Genomic DNA, 15,180 nt, shown 5'->3' with positions numbered 1-15,180 from the left:
TCGTGGCCTTCGCACGAGGCTCCGTGCCAACGAAGTCGTGCACACAGTGATGGCCACCGGGATGGTGGTCGCGAGAACCTGGGGAATGGGGGCGGTCGTGTCCGCCGTGCAGTCAAAACAATCGGCCTCCGTGGCGAACATGCCCGCGCAGTTGAATTCGCTGACCGGGTTGCGCTGGGTGGCGGCGTTCATGGTCTTTCTCACCCACGCGTTACAGGATCCGGTCAGCGTCCCCCCGGGCGGGCTGGGCGAGGCGATCAACGCGACGGTCGTCATGGCCGGGTCGGTGGGGGTCTCCGTCTTCTTCGTGCTGAGCGGCTTCGTGCTGACCTGGTCGGTCCGCACGAGTGACACCGCGGCCAAGTTCTGGCGGCGCCGCTTCTTCAAGATCTACCCCAACTACCTCGTCGCCTTCGGGGTGGCGGTGCTGTTCATCGCCTGGATGGGCGCGTCGGTCGGTTATCCGAGCCTGGGCGAACAGGCTTCGGCGGTCGTGCCGCAGTTGCTGCTGCTCCAGGCGTGGTCGAGCGACCTGGGGATCAGCGCCGCGTTCAACACGGTGGGCTGGACGCTGTCCATCGAGGCGATGTTCTATCTCTGCTTCCCGTTCCTCCTCGTGCTGCTGAACCGGATCCGTCCGGAGCGGCTGTGGTACTGGGTCGGCGGAATGGTGGTCCTGATCTTCTGCTTCCCGCAGCTGACGAGACTGCTTCCGGCCGGTGAGCCCGTGTTCTGGGGACTGAACAACTGGGAGATGTGGTTCGTCTACATGTTCCCGCTCACCCGTATGGCCGAGTTCGTGATCGGCATCCTCCTGGCCAGGATCCTGCTGACCGGAAAGTGGATCAACCTTCCGCTGTGGGCGGCCGCGCTGGTCTTCGTCGCCGGCTACGTCGTGATGCTGAACGTCCCCACGCTGTACGCGATAGCGGCGGCGACCATCATCCCGATCATCCTGCTGATCGCCGCGGCGGCGACGGTCGACATCCGTGGCCGCCGATCCCTGCTGGCCACCCGGCCCATGGTCTGGCTCGGCAACATCTCCTACGCCTTCTATCTCCTGCACGTGTTCGCGATCACCCTGGTCTTCTACGTGATCGGCCTCGACTTCCAGGCGACGAGCCTGTCCGCCGTCGGGTTCTTCGCGGTCAGCCTCGCCCTGGCCGTGGTGGCGTCCTGGCTGCTCTACGAGCTCGTCGAAAAGCCGATCCAGCGCAGGTTCGCGACGAAGCGCGAGCGGCCGGGCCCGCTCGCCCGGCCGGTGACGGACCCCGCGGTGCCGCAACCGCAGGGCGGTTCACTGCAATAACCGCTCGTGCTGCTTTCAGGCGACGAGCGACCCAATATCCAGACTTCTCGTAATCTCGTGCCAATCCGGTGGAGGTGACCGTCAATGGGGTCCGTTGCGAGGACCGCAGTTATCGGTGGGGGGATGGCCGGATGTGCGGCGGCCAGGGAACTCGTCAGGAGCGGCCGTGAGGTCGTGATCTTCGAGGTGGGAGAAGGACTCGGCGGGCGGGCGCGCTCGTGGCACCGGCCGGAGATCGAGCCCACTGTCGGCATCAACCTCATGTACGTCAGCTTCTACCCGCTGATGTCGAAGCTGGTCGAGGAGTTCGGGCTCAAGGACGAGCTCGTGAAGATCTCCAGCAGCGTCTACATCTCCGACGGCGGCGACGCCGTACCGCTCTCATCGGACTCCCCGATCAACGTCCTCAAATACCCCCTCGCCTCGCTCCGGGACAGGTTCGCCTTCGCGCTGGCCGGGATACGAGAGGTCCTCCGGCGTGACCAGATGGACCTGTTCGACCCGTTGAAGGCGGCGCCGTTCGACGACGGCACCTCGATCGCCGAGTTCGCGCACCGGTACATGTCCCCCCGCGGCTTCGACTTCCTGCTGCGCCCGCAGGTCGAGGGGTTCTGGAACTTCAGGTGCGAGGACGTCTCCAACGTGCACGGCCGGGCGCTGCTGGCCTGGCTCGGCGGCTCGGACTTCTACGTGTTCCGCGGCGGCATGCAGGTCCTGGCGGAACGCCTCGCCGAGGGGGCCGACGCCCGCTTCGGGCACGAGGTCTCCGACCTGCAACTGACCGGGTCGGGGGTCCAGGTCAGCGCCCGTACGCCGGTCGGCGAGCCGGTCAGCGAGGTCTTCGACGACGTGGTGGTCGCCACCCCGGCGCCGATCGCCGCCAAGCTCACCGCGACCCTGCCCGCCGACGTCGTCGGCAGCGAGACGCGCGCGTTCCTGGAGACGCAGGAGTACGAACCCGCCATCTCGTTCGCCTACCTGGTGGATCACGGCAGCCTGCCGGCGGAGGCGCACATCGTGGCGGGCGGCTCCGCCGATCCGCCGATCCGGAACATGATCACCTACCCCCGCAAGGTACGCGACGAGCAGGGGCGGCCGGTCGACAAGCTGCTGGTGTTCGCCTACCCGGGCAGGGCCCTCACCCGGCGCCTGCTCGGCGCGTCCCCGGAGGAGCAGTTCGCGACCGTCACGCCCCTGCTCAACACGCTGTGGCGCGACTTCCCCGCCGACCCCGAGCCGTTCCAGATCGCCGAGCGTCCCTTCGGGTTCCCGATCCCGGCGCCGGGCCGGTACCGCCAGTCGGCCGAGGTGATCGGCAGGCTGCGCCCGCCGGTCGCCTTCGCCGGCGACTACTTCAACTCGCCGACCACCGAGGCCGCGTTGCTCTCCGGCACCAGGGCCGCGCACGCGCTGACCGCCGCGGGCTGAGCTCCCGCCGCGACGCGCCCGAGTTCGACACGGGGCGCCCTCCCGAGACCACCGGGAGGGCGCCCCGCTCGCGTCCCCGGCCACGCCCCGGCCCCGCGCCCTGCGAGCGCCGCCTCCGCGAGGGGGCGCCGCCTCCGCGAGGCCCCACCGTACGGCGCCGCTTCTGCGAGACCCTGTCGTGCGGCGTCGTCCCGCCTACGTGCACCCGTCTACGCGCACCCGCCTGCGCGCACCCGCCTGCGCGCACGAGTGTGGCCCGTCGCCGGAAGCGACGGGCCACGCGTCGGTCATGGAGGTCAGAGGCCGGGCAGGTGGCTGATCCTGCCGTCGGGGCCCCAGCGCACCGGGCGCGACTCGCCCGCGGCGTTCACCGAGTAGCCGACGATGACGCCCTTCCGGTTGATGCCCCAGACGAAGTCCTCCGCGCTGTCCGGCAGTCCGGGCAGCGCGGTGATCCTGCCGTCGGGGGTCCAGCGCACCGCGCGCCACTTGCCCGCGGAGTTCAGGGAGTAGCCGGCGATGACACCGCTCGCGTTGATCGATATGGGGTAGGGGGTGGAGCCGCCGGGCAGCGCGGGCAGGTCGGTGGTGGTGCCGTCGGCGTTCCACCGCAGCGCGCGCCACGTACCATCGGCGGTCCAGGAGGGGCCGACGATGACGCCGCTCGGGTTGATGTCGTACGCCGTGCTTCCGACGGCCCCGGCCGGGGCCAGGTCCGTGATCGTGCCGTCGGTGTTCCACCGGACCGCGTGCCACTCGTACTCGCCGCCGTCGAGGATCTCGGAGTCGCCGACGATGACGCCGCTCCCGTTGATCCCCCAGGGCTGGCCGTTGCGCCCGCCGGGGAGCAGCGGCAGCTCGGCGATCCTGCCGCCGGGCTTCCACTTGACCGGACGCGGCGCCGTCGTCCCGCCGGACCAGCCCGAGATGAAGCCGTTCTCATTGATCCGGTACGGGTCGTAGACGCCGGGCTGCGGATGTGCCAGCTCGGTGATCGTGCCGTTGGTGTTCCACTGGACCGGGAGCCCCTGGGATTCGCCGACGATGACGCCGCGCGCGTTGATCCCGTAGGCCCGGCTGGTGGTGGCGCCGGGCCGGGCGCGCAGTTCGGTGACCGTGCCGTCGAGGTTCCAGCGCACCGCACGCCGCTCACCCGCGGCGTCGTCGACGTAGCCGACGATGACCCCCGAGTCGTCGATGTCGTGGGCGACGCCGGTCGCCGGGGCCCTGGCGGGCGTGGCCTGGGCGGGGCCGGCCATGCTCAGCACCAGGGCGGCGGCCGTCGTCACGGCGGCCAGCGCCCGCATTCTCACCATGGCGGTCGTGCTCCGCCAATTTCTCAGCATTATGCGGCTCCTTCGGGGCGAATTTCGTGCAACCCCGTTTCTGTCATCCCTTGCGCCGGATACGGCAGAAACGCGGGTCCATTGACGTCCAGTATTCGGTGGCCGGTGAGGGTGTCCCCATCACCGGCCCGATGACAATTCATTGCCATGAATGCTGCGTTTTCCCGTGCTCACGACGCGGTGGCCCCGCCCGCCGCGGTGGGGCGGACGGGGCCACCGCTCGATGAGCCTTTCCCGCTCTCCGGCGCCCCGCGGGGGCCGGGGTTTCGCATCGCGCAGGGGCTATTTCGTGGTGCCGACCGTGTCGGGGCGGGCGTCGGGCTCCTCCGACTTGGGCGCCGCCTCCTCCGCCGGGGCCTCCGACCCGATCGGCGGTACGTGCCGGAGCGTGACCATGACGAGGCAGCCGATGATGACCATCACGACGACGGCGATGCCGTGCACGACGTTCATCCCGTTCAGGAACGCGACGCGGCCGACGGCGATGAGCTGGTCGCCGACCGCCGCGGACAGCTCACCCGCGGCCGCGAAGGCGCCGGCGAAGCTGTCCCGGGCGGTCTCGGCCACCGCGGCGGGCACGCCGTCCGGCATCGACTCGGCGATCTGGTTGCTGTAGATGGCCGTGCCGATGGTGCCGAAGATCGCGATGCCCAGGCCGGCGCCGAACTCGCCGGAGGTCTCCATCACCGCGGACGCCGATCCGGCCTTGTCCGGCGGGGCGGAGCTGACGATCATGCCGGCGCTGAGGGACAGGAGCGGGTTGATGCCGATCGAGATGAGGATGCTCGCGGAGATCAGGAACGCCAGGCCGGAATCCACGTTGAGAAGCGCGAGCACAGCGTACCCGGCCGCCGCTATCGGCAGGCCGGCCACGATCACCATGGCCGGTGGGAACTTCGCGGCGAGCATCGGCGCCAGCATGGCGCCGACGATGGTGGCGAGGCCCATCGGCAGGAACCACACCCCGGCCTGCAACGGCGACAGCCCCTCGATCAACTGCAGGAACTGGGCGAAGTAGAACCCGAAGGCGTACAACGTGAGCTGGCCCAGCCACATCGCCACCAGGCCGCCGGTGAAACTGCGGTTCTTGAACAGCCGCAGGTCGAACAGCGGGCTGGCCAGCGTGCGCTGGCGGCGTACGAAGAGCACGCCGATGGCGAGGCCGACCACGATGGCGAGGATCGGGATGAGCTGCACCCCGTCCTTGGCGATCTCCTTGATGCCGTAGATGACGGGAAGGATCATGCCCAGCGACAGCGCCACGCTGGCCAGGTCCAGCCGTCCCGCCGACGAGTCGCGGTACTCCGGCAGCAGGAGGGGCCCGGTGATCAGCAGCAGCACCATCACCGGCACGCCCATCAGGAACACCGAACCCCACCAGAACCACTCCAGCAGGGCACCGCCGATGGCCGGGCCGACCACGCCGCCGATCGAGAAGGACGTCAGCCAGATGCCGATGGCCATCGCGCGCTGCTTGGCGTCCCTGAACATGTTGCTGATCAGCGCCAGGGTGGAGGGCATCAGCGTGGCTCCGGCGAGGCCCAGCAAGGCCCGGGCCGCGATCAGCATCTCGGAGGAGGTGGAGTAGGCGGCCAGCACGGAGGCCGCCGCGAACGCGACCGCGCCGACCAGCAGCAGTTTCCGCCGGCCGATCCGGTCCCCGAGGGTGCCCATCGTGATGAGGAAGCCCGCGATCACGAAGCCGTAGATGTCGGTGATCCACAGCACTTCGGTGTTGGTGGAGTTCAGATCCGCGCCCAGGTGCGGGATGGCCATGTACAGCACGGTCAGGTCGAGGGCGATGAGGATCGTGGGCAGGGCCAGCACGGCCAGACCGATCCACTCTCGTGGTCCGGCTCGCCCCTCGGACTCCGGTGGAGCGATGGAGGACATGGGAATTCCTTTCGATGTGGGTCGTGGCGCCCTGGGGTACCGGGCTGTGATGACGCGCCGGGTCTCCGGCGTTCAGGAGCCGTACGGACGCTTGGCGCGAGCTTCCCGCAGCGCGAGGGCCCACCAGATGAGCTGGTCGAGCAGGTTCTTGGCGGCTGCGTTGCAAGCGTCGGGGTCGGTGGGCTGGCCGTTGGCGTCGAACTGCTGCGGATAGTTGTGGAAGCTGACGGTTTCCCGGACGCTCACCGCGTGGAGTTCGGTGAACACCGGCTTCAGCGCTTCCACGGCCCGCAGGCCGGCGGCACGGCCGCCGTAGCACACGAAACCGACCGGCTTGGCCTTCCACACGTCGCCGTACCAGTCGATGGCGTTCTTCAGCGACGCGGGGAAGCTGTGGTTGTACTCCGGTGTCACGATCACGAACGCGTCGGCCGCGGCCAGCCACGGCGCCAGGTCACGCACCGGCGGCGGGGTGTCCCCGTCGTCGGTCATCATGTCCGGCAGCCAGGTCTGGGCCAGGTCGATGACGTCGACGTCGAGCTCGCCGTGCCGGCATGCCTGCGCGGCGAACCAGTTGGCCACTGTGGGGCCGAACCGGCCGGTGCGGATGCTGCCGATGATGATCGCGATTCTCAGCCGGTCCTCGGACACCGCTCCCCCTCCCTCCGCACGACTCGCCTGAGGATCTGGTGTGTCAAGAATGCGGGCACGCTGTTATGGCGGAGTTCGGGTCGAGTTAGGGCCGGGTGCGGATGGCGCGACGGCCGGCGGCACGGTTGGCGGTACGGCCGTATGTGACAAACTCCACCTTCAGCCGTTCCCGCCGCAGGGGCTCGCTGTCAGGGTTCAATCGTGGGCAGATCGCCAGTCGGCCGCCTTCCGCCTGCCGGAATGCGCGCGGGACGCACGAGCCTCGTGCGGTGGCCGGCGATCTGCGCCGCCAGGCGGGCCGACCACGGACCGTCAGGCCGGTTGGGCCGGCCGTACGAACCGGCGACACGCGAGGTGCGGAATGACGATCACGTTGACCCCCCGGGCTCTGGCGGACAGGTCCGCCTGGACCCAGCCAGAGGCCATGTTCGAGATGCTCGGCGAGTACCGCCGCAACGAGCCGGTCGTGTGGGTGGAGGGATCGGGCTTCCTCCCGTTCTGGCTGGTCACCCGGTATCACGACATCATGGAGATCGAGCGCCAGCCCGAGCTCTTCACCAACCGTCCGGGCCCGATCCTCGCGGACGCGGAGCCGCCGGACGAGACGGCGCAGGAGGACCTGAAGCCCCTGCCGCACCGTGACGGCGAGGACCACCGGGTGTACCGGGCGCTGGCCCAGGGCTGGTTCAAGTACAGCACCATGCAGCAGGTGGAGCAGCACGCGACCGAGCTGGCCAGGGAGAGCGTCGACGAGCTGCTGGCCGGCGGCCCGGAGGTCGACTTCGCCCGCGTGGTGGCCGGACGGTACCCGCTGAGGATGATCATGTCGATCCTGGGACTCCCGGACCAGGACTACGACCTGATGCACCGCTTCACCCAGATCATGGTGTGGGACAAGGATCCGGACGAGGCGTACCGGAACTGGCTGGAGTGCCTGGCGTACTTCGACAAGGTGACCGCGTCCCGGCGCAAGACGCCGACCGGTGACCTCGCCTCGGCGATCTCCAACGGAACCGTCTACGGGAAACTGCTGGAAGAGCCCGAGCTGACGACCTACTACATGCTCATCGCCGACGCCGGCTACGAGACGACGAGCTTCGCCATGAACGGCGGGCTCTTCGAGCTGCTCCGCCACCCCGAGCAGCTGGAGCTGCTGCGCCGTGAGCCCGAGCGGATCCCCAACGCCGTGGAGGAGATGCTCCGGTGGACCTCTCCCGCACGGCACTTCATGCGGACCGCCCAGGCCGACACCGAGGTGTCCGGGGTCCGGGTCCGCAAGGGTGACCGGCTGATGCTGTCCTACGCGGCGGCCAACCGGGACGAGCAGGTCTTCACCGACCCCGAGCGGTTCGACGTCACCCGCGAGGGAGCCGGCAAGCACGTCGCGTTCGGCGGTCGCGGCCCGCACCACTGCCTGGGCGCGCCCCTCACCCGCATGGAGATGCGCCTGCTCTTCGCGGAGTTCCTCGGCCGGGTGGGCGAGATCGAGCTCGCCGGTGAGCCGCGCATCGCCGAGTCGGTCTTCCTCAGCGGGATCAACAGCCTGCCGATCCGGTTCGCCGCCAAGGCCGCCTGAGGACCGGCCCCCGCGTGCCGCGGCTCTCCGCGACGCGCGGGGGTCAGCCCCGGGCCTCCCACATCGCCTGCAATGATCGCCGGAGGTCGGTGCGGGGACGCCAGCCCAGCAGGCGGCGCGCGGGCTCCACATCGACCTGGGTCCAGTCGCCGCCGAGGCTCGGCACCGGGGCGTCGCGCACCGAGACGGCGGTCGCCGGCAGCCCCGTGACGGCCAGGAACTGCGTCACCAGCTCACGCATGCTGACCGCGACGCCGCTGCCGAGGTTGATCGCCGTGCCCGTGACGGTGGCCCGCGCGGCCAGCAGCGCGGCCTCTGCGGCGTCCCGCACGTCCAGGAAGTCACGGTGGGCGTCGGCGACGGTCAGGGAGACGTGCTCGCCCGCGGCGGCCCTGCGCAGGGAGTCGAGCAGCTTGCCGGGGAAGCTCGCCGGGGAGGGATGCGGGCCGCACACGTTGGCCAGGCGCAGCACGACGCCGCGCACCGAGCCGGCTCGGGCCGCGTCGAGCACGGCCTCCGAACCCTGGAGTTTGGTGCGGGCGTAGGCGTTGGCCGGCCGGGGTTCGACGGATTCCCCGATCAGGCCGACGACCGGGCCGTACTCGTGGACCGTGCCGATCTGCACCAGCCGCGGCTCCCAGGGCAGCCTGCCGACCGCCGTGAGCAGGCGTTCGACCGAGTCCACGTTCATCAGGGTCAGGTCGGCCTCGGTGCGGTCCCAGCCGTCGGCCGCGTTCGCCGCATCGGTGGCGTTGACCACCACGTCGGTGCGTTCGGAACGCAGCAGCTCCTCGATGGCCCCGGGAGTGGCGGTGGCGAGGTCGCACGGCTGGAACGCGTGGCCGGCCAGGTGCGGGGCACGATGGCGGGCCACCACGGTGACCTTGTACCCGTGCCGGGCGAACGCCGCGCAGACGTGCCTGCCGACCCAGCCGGTTCCGCCCAGCACGACGGCGTGCCCGGCGGTCACGGGCTGGGCGGTCACGGGGTCGGCGGTCACGGGCTCGGCGGTCACAGGCTGGGTGGTCACGGGCTCGGCGGTCACGGGCTCGGCGTGAGCGTGCGCGCGAACTCCGCTTCGAGTTCGCGGCACCTCGCGTAGAGCGGCAGCTCGCCGTTCGCCTCGGCCTCCTCCAGGGTGGGGGCGTGCCGGTCCCGGTCGGACAGGACGGGGACGATGTCGTCCGGGATCGGCAGTCCCAGCCGGGGATCGAACGGCGACACCGCCCGCTCGTGCCGCGGCGCGTACTCCCCGGCGAGGGCGTAGGACATGATGGAGTCGTCCTCCAGTGCGACGAACATGTGCCCGACGCCCACCGGGAAGTAGACCGAACGGAAATCCCGCTGGTCGAGCAGCACCGTGTCGAAGCGGCCGTAGGTGGGCGAGCCCACCCGGACGTCGACCACCAGGTCCAGGACCCTTCCCCTGGCGCAGTGCACGTACTTGGCCATGCCGGGAGGCGTGGCCGTGTAGTGCACGCCGCGGATGACGCCGCGGCGCGAGAGGCTGTAGCTGAGCTGCCGGACCGGGAACAGCGGGAACCCGGCCGCGGCGACGAGCGCCGACTCCTGGAACGGCGAGACGAAGAACCCCCGGTGGTCGGGGAACGCCCGCGGGGTGAACTCGAACGCCCCCTCGACCGCCAGTTCGCGAGCCCGTACGGTGCTCATCCCGTGCTCCGCGGCTTGGTGCCGACGAAGAGACCGGGGCCGGAGCCGGACTCCCCGGGTGCCAGGAACTCCACCGCGCACCCGGCCTTCTCGAAGGCGGACTCGTACTGCCGGCGGTCGAACAGCGACAGGATGTGGGTGTCGGAGAAGTGCTGTATCCCGGACTCGCGGTCGGCCACGAGGTAATGCACCTCCATGTGGTGAGCCCCTTCCCGGCGCACCGCATGGGACACCCGGGAGATCGTCCGCTCGCCGACGGTGACGAGGTCGCCGACCACCGAGCCGGAGGTGGCGTTGTCGGGGAAGTACCACGGCTCAAGGACGATGACGCCGCCCGGGTTGAGATGCTCGGCGAAACACCGCAGGGTGGCGTCGAGCCGTGCCACGTCGCCCAGGTAGCCGACGGAACTGAACAGACAGGTGATCGCGTCGAACGTGCCGTCCAGCGAGAACCCGGACATGTCCCCCTCGTGCACGGGGACGCCGGGCAGGTTCTCCCTGGCCAGCCGCACCATGTCCGGGGCCAGGTCCACCCCTTCCACATGGGCGAACAGCCCGGCGAAGTGTCTCAGGTGCGACCCGGTACCGCAGGCGACGTCCAGCAGGGAGGCCGCCGAGGCGTTCCGCTCGGATATGTGCTTCGCGATCGCCATCGAGTCGGCCTGGTAGTCCTTGCCGCGCCCGCGGTAGATCGCGTCATAGAGGTCGGCACGGTGGTAGATGCCGGAGAGCTCGCGCTTGCTCATCGGTGAACCCCCTGCTCATGGCGTACGGTTCTCAGGTGACGTGCACGTCGGGCACATAGTGGATCCAGCGCCCGCCGGACTCGCGGAACCCCTGCTCCTTGGTCATGATCTCCTGGGAGTGGTTCCAGGCGAACAGCAGCGCGTAGTCCGGGTAGGACTCCTGGAACGCGTTGGCGGGCTTCACCGGGATGTGCATGCCCGGCGTCAACCGGTGCTGCTTGGCCGGGGTGGTGTCGCACACGTAGGCCACCAGGTCCGGTCCGATCCCGCAGTAGTTGGCGACCGTGGCGCTCTTGGCGGTCGCGCCGTAGGCGACGACCTTCTGCCCGTTGGCCTTGATCTCCTTCAGCAGCGAGACCAGGTCGTCACGCACCCGGGCGACGCTGGCCGCGAAGCCTCGCAGCGTCTCCGGGTCGGCCAGTCTGGCGGCGCGCTCGGCGTCGAGCAACGCGGCGACGGCCGGGGTCGGCTCGCGCATCCCGGGCCGGCCGAGCGTGTAACGCACCTCGCCGCCGTGCACCGGCAGCCGCCGCACGTCGACCAGCTCGAAACCGAACCGCCTGGCCATCGCCTGCACGGAGGTCGCGGAGAAGAGGAAGAAATGCTCGTCGTAGATCTGGTCGAAGGAGGTCTTCGCCACGATGTCCCCCAGATAGGGATCCTCGAAGACGAACACCCCGTCGGGGCCGAGCAGCGCGTCCGCGCCGCGCAGTACGGACGCGACATAGGGGATGTGGCAGAACGTGTTCGCCGAGTAGATGACGTCGGCGGGACCGTCGGTGGAGCGCACGGCGACCGCGGTCGACTCCTCGAAGAACTCGGTGCGCACCCGGACACCCTTGTCCTGCGCCACCTTGGCCACGCTCGCCGAGGGCTCGAAGCCCAGGTGCCGGATGCCCGCATCCCGGACGGTGTTCAGCATGATCCCGTCGTTGCAGCCGATCTCGACGATGAACGGGTCGCCGCCGGTGAGCTCGGTCCTGATGAGGTCCCGGGCGGTCTGGGCGAAGTGTTCGCGCATCACCGAGGAGCCGGACGAGTAGTAGGGGTAGTCCTCGTGGAACATGCGCTCCCTCGGGACCTCCTCCATCAACTGGACCATCGTGCAGCCGTCGCAGACGCCCACGGCGAGCCGGTAGAAGAACTCGCCGGCGGTCTCGCCCGCCTGCGGGAACGCGTCGGAGAGCGGCTGGCGTCCCAGGTCGAGGAACTCGTGGACGGCGCCCTCGCAGATCCGGCACACCGACACGCTCGGTGCCGCCTTCGCCAGGTCCGTCATGGTGGTGCTCCTTTCACAGGGGGGATCAGAGGCTGGTCAGCACGTCGCGCAGTGCGCCGATCACCTTGTCCTGGAGGTCGCGCGGGAACGACGGGTACATGGGCAGGGAGAAGATCTCCTTGGCCAGCCGCTCGGTCACCGGCAGCGAGCCCTTGGCGTAGCCGAGATGCGCGAAGCCGGTCATGGTGTGCACCGGCCACGGGTAGCTGATGTTCAGCGCGATGTCGTACGCCTTGAGGCGCTCGATGATCTGGTCGCGCTGCGGGTGGCGGATGACGTACACGTAGTAGACGTGGTCGTTCTCCGGGTTCACCGACGGGAGGACGAGCCCGGCGGGGCCGGTGAGGTCGGCCAGCCCCTCGGCGTAGCGCTCGGCCACCGCCTGGCGGTCGGCGACGTAGTCGTCCAGCCGGGTGAGCTTGCGCCGCAGGATCTCGGCGTGCAGCTCGTCCAGGCGGCTGTTGTGCCCGGGGGTCTGGACGACGTAGTACACCTCCTCCATCCCGTAGTAGCGCAGGCGGCGCAGGTTGCGCTCGGTGGCGTCGTCGGAGGTGATGACCGCTCCGCCGTCGCCGTAGGCTCCGAGGACCTTGGTCGGGTAGAAGGAGAACGCGGCGGCGTCGCCGAGGGTGCCGGCGAGCCGGCCGTTGTGCCGGGCGCCGTGCGCCTGCGCGCAGTCTTCCAGGATCTTCAGCCCGTGCTCCTGGGCGAGCCGCCGCAGCGGGGCCATGTCGACGCACTGCCCGTAGAGGTGCACTGGCAGCAGGGCCTTGGTGCGCGGTGTGATGGCCGCCGCCACCTGGGTGGTGTCCATCAGGAAGTCGTGTTCGCGCACGTCCACGAACACCGGCGTGGCCCCGGCGCCGTCGATGGCGACCACGGTCGGGGCCGCGGTGTTGGAAACGGTGATCACTTCGTCGCCCCGCCCGACGCCCAGTGCTTCCAGGCCGAGCTTGACGGCGTTGGTCCCGTTGTCCACGCCGACGCAGTGTGGCACGCCGTGGTAGAGCGCGAACTCCCGTTCAAAGCCCTGCACGCTCTCACCCAGGACGAGCTGCCCGGATTCGAAGACCCTCTCGACGGCTTCGAGGATGTCCTTGCGTTCGCGTTTGTACTCCGGCAGGTAGTCCCATACGCGCGTAGACACTGATACACCTTCCAAGGTTCACGCAAACCGTGCGCACGCCTGACCGGCGCTCGGTCAGCCGGTTGCCAGGTTCTCGAGGAGACCGACGACTTCGGCGGGCGGCGGCAGCGTGGCGATCTCCTGCGCCAGCCCACGTGCCCGGTCGCGGTAGTCGGGGTTGGCGAGCAGTTCTTCGCACGCCGCGACGATGTTCTCCGACTGTTGTTCGTCCGGGCCGAGCATGATCGCGGCACCGGCGTCGGCGAGCCGCCGCATCTCCACGACGGAGACGTCCTGGATGGCGATCAGCTGTGGCACTCCGGAGGCCAGCGAGGTCATGTCCGTGGCGCCGCCACCGTGGTGCACGATCGCGTCGCAGGTGGGGGCCAGCACGTCCAGCGGTATCCAACCGGCTCGCACGTCGGGCAGCTCCTCGCGCAGTTGCGCGGCGACCGGCTCCGGAGCGGCGATGATGACCTCGACGCCCAGTTTGCCGATGCCGGCCGCGAGCCGCCGGAGCGCGTCGCCCCGGAACACCCGGCTGCCGCCGGTGATGCACACCCGCGGCCGGTCGCCCTTGGCGTACATCCACGGCTCCAGCGCGCGCTGCGGATTGACCGGCACGAACCGCATCAGCTGCGCCGGCGGGGCGTCCGATGGCCGCAGGCTCGGCGGGCAGATGTCGATCCGCAGATCCGGGCCGGGCAGCCGGTCGATGCCCAGCTCGTCGAGCACGGGCCGCAGCACCTCCATCGCACCCGGGTCGTAGATCGACGCGTCACCCCGGTCCCACTCCAGCAGCACGGACGGGATCGAGAGGTGGTGGGCCAGCAGCGGGGCGCCGTAGAACATGGGGCCGCCGACCACCACATCCGGACGCCAGTACTCGGACATCTCCAGCAGCGGCTGCAGGCCCTCGACGGCGATCTCCGCGTAGACCCGGCCCGACGCCCGGGCGAGTTCCTCCGGGTCCTCCGGCATCTGGGCCATGAAGGCGAAGACATCCGCTTCGGACAGCGGGGAGATCTGCACCGCGGACAACCCCACGCTGGCGATGTCCGGCAGCAACCAGTTGATCCCGGCCACGAACACGCTGTGGCCGGCGTTGCGCACGGCCGTGGCGAGTGCGGCATGGGTGTAAATCGTCGCCGGGCTGTTTCCCGGGATGAAGAGCGCCTTCATGACTCCTGCTCTGGTCGGGAACTGTGGCCGCCGGTTCGCGTGACCCTCGGGCGGACCGCCGGGCCCGGGGCGTCCCAGGCGCCTCACGGCGGGGAGAGACGCGGTCGGGCGCGGCGCCGTCCTGAGCCCGCTATCCGCCGTTCGCGATCAGGGGGAAGCGGTCGCCGTCCAGCTGCTGACCCGGCCGGTGACCGCCGAGGTCCGGGTCGTCGGGGTTCAGCAGGTTGTGGATGGACGTGGCCTGGAAGGTGGCGGCGGCGTCCATGTAGATCGTGATCAGGGAGAACCGGGTCGAGTCCGTCCTGTTGGCGCCGGCCCAGTGCGCGATCCGGCCGTGGTGGAAGGTGACGTCGCCGGCCCGCACCGGGACGGTGACGAACGGCTGGTAGGCGAGCTCCGGCCACCGGCTGAAGGGGTCCTCCGCCTCGACGAGCGCGTCCATCGGGTCCTTGTCGGCCGACGGGGGCACGACCACCCGATGGGAGCCGGGGATGAAGCTCAGGCACCCCTTCTCCGCCGGCACGTCCACCAGGGCGACCCAGGCGGTCAGCGCCGACCTGGCGCTGAACGGGAAGAACACCTCGTCGTGGTGGATGGGCGTGAGCGTCGACTCCGCCTTCTTACGGTAGAGGTCGCTCTTGAACAGCCGGAGCGGCCCGCCCGCCAGCGTCTCGGCCACCTCGGCGATCCGCGGGTGGCACGACAGCCTGCGCAGGACGTCGTTGTCCAGCCCGGCGTGGTTGACCCATTCCACGACGAGCCCCTCGTCGAGCTCGTGGGTCCTGACCCCCTCGTTGGGGCCGTGCGTCCGCGCCTCTTCCAGGGCGAAGTGCCTCTTCCCCTCCTCAAGGAACTCCGCGACCTCCGCCGGGGTGAGCAACTGGGGGACGTGCAGGAATCCCTGGTCGTGATACCGGGCCACCGCCTGGTCCGACAACATCCCCGGCGCCGTCGATTCACTCATGACCTGCAT

At 69.9% G+C, this 15,180-nt stretch carries 13 protein-coding genes; 3 read left to right on the top strand and 10 right to left on the bottom strand.

Annotation, left to right across the window (positions count from 1 at the left end; genetic code table 11):
* The first annotated feature begins 139 nt into the window (after positions 1 to 139).
* Together QSK26_RS22340 and QSK26_RS22335 are read left to right on the top strand one after the other, a co-directional pair.
* Positions 140 to 1,309 (top strand): acyltransferase family protein, encoded by a 1,170-nt coding sequence (locus tag QSK26_RS22340; RefSeq protein ID WP_285777352.1) that lies wholly within the window; start codon positions 140 to 142, stop codon positions 1,307 to 1,309.
* Between the two features lie 84 nt (positions 1,310 to 1,393).
* The gene (locus QSK26_RS22335) at positions 1,394 to 2,737 is read left to right on the top strand and encodes an FAD-dependent oxidoreductase (RefSeq protein WP_285777171.1); all 1,344 of its coding nucleotides are present in this window, start codon (positions 1,394 to 1,396) and stop codon (positions 2,735 to 2,737) included.
* A gap of 296 nt (positions 2,738 to 3,033) precedes the next feature.
* Here QSK26_RS22335 and QSK26_RS22330 read toward each other — a convergent pair whose 3' ends face one another.
* The 3 genes from QSK26_RS22330 to QSK26_RS22320 form a co-directional block, all read right to left on the bottom strand.
* Complete coding sequence (locus QSK26_RS22330) at positions 3,034 to 4,083, bottom strand: hypothetical protein (RefSeq protein WP_285777170.1); 1,050 nt, start codon at positions 4,081 to 4,083, stop codon at positions 3,034 to 3,036.
* Positions 4,084 to 4,365: 282 nt separating this feature from the next.
* A complete protein-coding gene (locus tag QSK26_RS22325; RefSeq protein WP_285777169.1) occupies positions 4,366 to 5,976 on the bottom strand; it encodes an MFS transporter in 1,611 nt (536 codons plus the stop codon).
* Positions 5,977 to 6,048: 72 nt separating this feature from the next.
* Entirely contained in the window at positions 6,049 to 6,627 is a 579-nt protein-coding gene (locus tag QSK26_RS22320) for an NADPH-dependent FMN reductase (protein ID WP_285777168.1), read from the bottom strand.
* A gap of 361 nt (positions 6,628 to 6,988) precedes the next feature.
* On the opposite strand from QSK26_RS22320, the gene QSK26_RS22315 reads away from it, so the two are divergent.
* The gene (locus QSK26_RS22315; protein ID WP_285777167.1) at positions 6,989 to 8,203 is read left to right on the top strand and encodes a cytochrome P450; all 1,215 of its coding nucleotides are present in this window, start codon (positions 6,989 to 6,991) and stop codon (positions 8,201 to 8,203) included.
* Between the two features lie 43 nt (positions 8,204 to 8,246).
* Here QSK26_RS22315 and QSK26_RS22310 read toward each other — a convergent pair whose 3' ends face one another.
* The 7 genes from QSK26_RS22310 to QSK26_RS22280 all read right to left on the bottom strand — a co-directional run bounded on the left by QSK26_RS22310 (position 8,247) and on the right by QSK26_RS22280 (position 15,171).
* Positions 8,247 to 9,233 carry an NAD-dependent epimerase/dehydratase family protein gene (locus QSK26_RS22310; RefSeq protein WP_285777166.1) on the bottom strand — a complete coding sequence of 329 codons (987 nt, stop codon included), beginning with the start codon at positions 9,231 to 9,233 and terminating at the stop codon, positions 8,247 to 8,249.
* Between the two features lie 11 nt (positions 9,234 to 9,244).
* The gene (locus QSK26_RS22305) at positions 9,245 to 9,874 is read right to left on the bottom strand and encodes a dTDP-4-dehydrorhamnose 3,5-epimerase family protein (protein ID WP_285777165.1); all 630 of its coding nucleotides are present in this window, start codon (positions 9,872 to 9,874) and stop codon (positions 9,245 to 9,247) included.
* Entirely contained in the window at positions 9,871 to 10,620 is a 750-nt protein-coding gene (locus tag QSK26_RS22300) for a class I SAM-dependent DNA methyltransferase (protein ID WP_285777164.1), read from the bottom strand. The genes QSK26_RS22305 and QSK26_RS22300 overlap by 4 nt, the downstream gene beginning before the upstream one ends.
* 31 nt (positions 10,621 to 10,651) lie before the next feature.
* Positions 10,652 to 11,899, bottom strand: a complete 1,248-nt coding sequence (locus tag QSK26_RS22295) for a class I SAM-dependent methyltransferase (RefSeq protein ID WP_285777163.1) — start codon at positions 11,897 to 11,899, stop codon at positions 10,652 to 10,654.
* Between the two features lie 25 nt (positions 11,900 to 11,924).
* A complete protein-coding gene (locus tag QSK26_RS22290; RefSeq protein WP_285777162.1) occupies positions 11,925 to 13,046 on the bottom strand; it encodes a DegT/DnrJ/EryC1/StrS family aminotransferase in 1,122 nt (373 codons plus the stop codon).
* A 54-nt stretch (positions 13,047 to 13,100) separates the two neighbouring features.
* Positions 13,101 to 14,207, bottom strand: coding sequence for a nucleotide disphospho-sugar-binding domain-containing protein (locus QSK26_RS22285; RefSeq protein WP_285777161.1), 1,107 nt, complete (start codon positions 14,205 to 14,207; stop codon positions 13,101 to 13,103).
* Positions 14,208 to 14,337: 130 nt separating this feature from the next.
* The gene (locus QSK26_RS22280) at positions 14,338 to 15,171 is read right to left on the bottom strand and encodes a phytanoyl-CoA dioxygenase family protein (RefSeq protein WP_285777160.1); all 834 of its coding nucleotides are present in this window, start codon (positions 15,169 to 15,171) and stop codon (positions 14,338 to 14,340) included.
* Positions 15,172 to 15,180: the final 9 nt, after the last annotated feature.

This window comes from Microtetraspora sp. NBRC 13810 (assembly GCF_030268685.1).
GTDB lineage: Bacteria > Actinomycetota > Actinomycetes > Streptosporangiales > Streptosporangiaceae > BSRQ01.
This window is presented reverse-complemented; position numbering and strand designations above follow the sequence as displayed.

What these genes read in the sequence shown, in the direction of transcription:
- QSK26_RS22325 (WP_285777169.1), bottom strand. Translation starts at nt 5,976, where the DNA reads ATGTCCTCCATCGCTCCACCGGAGTCCGAGGGGCGAGCCGGACCACGA.
- QSK26_RS22330 (WP_285777170.1), bottom strand. Translation starts at nt 4,083, where the DNA reads ATGCTGAGAAATTGGCGGAGCACGACCGCCATGGTGAGAATGCGGGCG.
- QSK26_RS22340 (WP_285777352.1), top strand. Translation starts at nt 140, where the DNA reads ATGCCCGCGCAGTTGAATTCGCTGACCGGGTTGCGCTGGGTGGCGGCG.
- QSK26_RS22285 (WP_285777161.1), bottom strand. Translation starts at nt 14,207, where the DNA reads ATGAAGGCGCTCTTCATCCCGGGAAACAGCCCGGCGACGATTTACACC.
- QSK26_RS22295 (WP_285777163.1), bottom strand. Translation starts at nt 11,899, where the DNA reads ATGACGGACCTGGCGAAGGCGGCACCGAGCGTGTCGGTGTGCCGGATC.
- QSK26_RS22335 (WP_285777171.1), top strand. Translation starts at nt 1,394, where the DNA reads ATGGGGTCCGTTGCGAGGACCGCAGTTATCGGTGGGGGGATGGCCGGA.
- QSK26_RS22280 (WP_285777160.1), bottom strand. Translation starts at nt 15,171, where the DNA reads ATGAGTGAATCGACGGCGCCGGGGATGTTGTCGGACCAGGCGGTGGCC.
- QSK26_RS22315 (WP_285777167.1), top strand. Translation starts at nt 6,989, where the DNA reads ATGACGATCACGTTGACCCCCCGGGCTCTGGCGGACAGGTCCGCCTGG.
- QSK26_RS22300 (WP_285777164.1), bottom strand. Translation starts at nt 10,620, where the DNA reads ATGAGCAAGCGCGAGCTCTCCGGCATCTACCACCGTGCCGACCTCTAT.
- QSK26_RS22305 (WP_285777165.1), bottom strand. Translation starts at nt 9,874, where the DNA reads ATGAGCACCGTACGGGCTCGCGAACTGGCGGTCGAGGGGGCGTTCGAG.